The following is a 2,675-nucleotide window of genomic DNA, read 5'->3' as shown; positions in this document are numbered from 1 at the left end:
GCGTTTCCGCATGCGGCAGGAAGATCGCCCCGGGGCGGCCGCGCATCACGTCTTCGAGGTCGTCCTGGCCGTCCTGCTCGAGCGGATTGATCCGCACCGCGCCGAGCGCGCCGCAGGCGGCCGCGTCGCCGAGCAGCGAGACGATGCGCTGGCGCGCGGCCGGCCGGTCGGCAGGCGCGGTCATTTCCTCCAGGTCGGCGACGATCGCGTCGGCGGACGTGCCGAGCGCAGCGGCGTGAGCGGCGGCATCGGCGCCGGGGACGAAGAGCCATGCGCGTCGCAGCGCGGCAAGCGGTCGGTCAGGGTAGCGGGTCACGGTCGGGAGCAGTGTCGGGGTCGGAAAGGGGGCGGTTGTGCGTGGCGCAACGTGAGGATGGGCTGCTTACACGCGCGCCGCACGTGCGAGCATCGCGTGCAGCAGCACGTCCGCGCCGCGCGCCACATCGGCCGGCAGCGCGTCTTCGGCTTCGTTGTGGCTCAATCCGCCGACGCACGGAATGAACACCATCGCGGTCGGGCAGTGTTTGGCGAGATGGATCGCGTCGTGTCCGGCGCCGCTGATGATGCGCTGGTTCGGATAGTCGAGCGTGTCGACCGCGCGCTGAACGGCGTCGACGCAGGCCGGATCGAACGGCGTCGCCGGGCTGACCCAGTGTTGCCCGATCTCGACCGACACGCCGCGCCGCGCGGCCACCTTGCCGAACCGGGCGCGCACGGCGGCTTCCATGTCGGCGATCGCCGCGTCGTCCGGATGGCGCAGGTCGACCGTGAACGTGACGTCGCCCGCGATCGTGTTGCGCGACGCGTTGCGGATCTGCCATTCGCCGATCGTCGTCAGTCCCAGCGGGAAGTAGTCGGCGGCGATCGCCTCGAGTTCGGCCGCCATGTCGGTGGCGGCAAACAGTGCATCTCGCCGGTACTGCATCGGCGTCGTGCCCGCATGGGCGGCTTGCCCCGCGACGCGCACGTCGAGCCAGCGGATCGCCTGGCCGCCCGTGACGACGCCGATCGGCACGCCGTTTTCCTCGAGCACGGGCCCTTGTTCGATATGCGCTTCGAAATAGGCGTCGAACGGCGCGCCGGGCACCGCGCGCTCGCCCGCATAGCCGCTCGCGCGCAGCGCATCGGCGACGCTTGCGCCCGCCGCATCGCGTGACGCGAGCGCCGCGTCGAGCGGCATCACGCCGGTGAACGCGGCGGAGCCGAGCATCGCGGGCGTGAACCGCGCGCCTTCCTCGTTGGTCCACACGACGATCTCGATCGGCCGTTCGGTGTCGATCCCCGCGTCGTTCAGCGTGCGCACGACCTCGAGCGCGGCGAGTACGCCATACACGCCGTCGAAGCGCCCGCCTTCCGGCTGGGTATCGAGGTGGCTGCCGCTCGCGACGGGCGCCGCGTCCGGCCGCAGGCCCGCGCGCCGCGCGAACAGGTTGCCGACGCGATCGACGGTGAGCGTGAGCCCCGCGTCCCGGCACCACGTCTCGAAGCGCGCGCGGCCGGCCGCGTCTTCGTCGGTCAGCGCGAGGCGGCGCACGCCGCCTTTCGCGGTCGCGCCCACTTGCGCCATGTCCATGAGGCTCTGCCAGAGCCGCTCCGCATTGATCTTCAGCATCGTCGAGGTTCCTGATCGGTCGGCCGCCCACGCGGCCGGTGTTCATCGTGTCGTCTTTATCGAAAATCAAAAATAATTAGTCCAATTTTTAATCGTTATCCTGAGTATAATTTTCACGAATGATGAAGCCGCGAGACCCGTGATGAGCAAAGACCGCCCCGACACCTACCTGAACGACCGCCTCGACTGGAACCTGTTGCGCACCTTTCTCGCGATTGCGCGCGAGCAGAGCGTGAGTCGCGCGGCGATGCGCCTGCACCTCACGCAGCCGGCCGTGAGTCAGGCACTGCGGCGGCTCGAGGAGCAACTCGGCCTGCGTCTCGTCGACCGCCACGGGCCGCGCATCGAGGTCACGCAGGCGGGCATCGAGGTGCAGCAGATCGCCGAAGACATCTACGGCACGATCTCGCGGCTGTCGCTTGCCGACGTCGATCGCGATCACGACATCTCGGGCACCGTGCGCATCGGGATCGTCAGCGGCATCGACTTTCCCGCGTACGACGATTTCCTCGCCGAGTTTCATCGCACCTATCCCCGCATCGAATTCGAAAGCCAGGTGATGCGCAGCGCCGACGTCGTCAACAGCCTGCAGCAGCGGGCGCTGACGCTCGGGCTGACGCCGCGCCGCGCGCTGCCGAAACGGATCGACGCCCGCGTGTTCCTGCGCCAGCATTACGCGCTGTTCTGCGGGCGCCACCATCCGCTGTTCGGGCGCGACGGCCTGCGCACGGCCGACCTGGCCGGCCTGCCGTTCGTGTCGTTCACCGGCGACAAGGTCGGCGATCACATGTCGCCGCTGACGATCTTTCGCGACGAGATGGGATTCACCGGGCGCGTGATCGCGTCGTCGTCGAGCATGGCCGAGGTCAAGCGCTTCATCTTCGCGGGGCTCGGGATCGGCTGCCTGCCCGAGCACATCGTCCGGGACGACATCGCGCACGGACGTTTCCAGCGCCTGCCGCCCGACGAAGGCGTGGCCGACGTCGACATCCACTTCCTGTGGTCGCAGGACCGCAAGCTCAATGCGGCCGAGGCGGCGTTCGTCGACGCGCTGAACGCGTTT

General features: G+C 69.1%; 3 protein-coding genes. 1 reads left to right on the top strand and 2 read right to left on the bottom strand.

Features of this window, described 5'->3' with window-relative positions; all coding sequences use genetic code 11:
* Nucleotides 1-316 (bottom strand): aldolase/citrate lyase family protein (locus tag JYJ84_RS33620; RefSeq protein ID WP_240201939.1); only part of this gene is annotated, 316 nt, incomplete at its 3' end.
* Between the two features lie 66 nt (nucleotides 317-382).
* The gene (locus JYJ84_RS33615) at nucleotides 383-1,612 is read right to left on the bottom strand and encodes a Zn-dependent hydrolase (RefSeq protein ID WP_175219347.1); all 1,230 of its coding nucleotides are present in this window, start codon (nucleotides 1,610-1,612) and stop codon (nucleotides 383-385) included.
* Between the two features lie 142 nt (nucleotides 1,613-1,754).
* Between JYJ84_RS33615 and JYJ84_RS33610 the strand changes: the two genes are divergently transcribed.
* On the top strand, nucleotides 1,755-2,675 hold a 921-nt coding region (locus tag JYJ84_RS33610), incomplete at its 3' end, for a LysR family transcriptional regulator (RefSeq protein WP_205190053.1).

Origin of the sequence: Burkholderia sp. LMG 13014 (assembly GCF_905232215.1) — a bacterium.
GTDB lineage: Bacteria > Pseudomonadota > Gammaproteobacteria > Burkholderiales > Burkholderiaceae > Burkholderia.
Note: the sequence above shows the minus strand (reverse complement) of the source record. Positions and strands in the feature narration are given on the sequence as shown.

What these genes read in the sequence shown, in the direction of transcription:
- JYJ84_RS33615 (WP_175219347.1), bottom strand. Translation starts at nt 1,612, where the DNA reads ATGCTGAAGATCAATGCGGAGCGGCTCTGGCAGAGCCTCATGGACATG.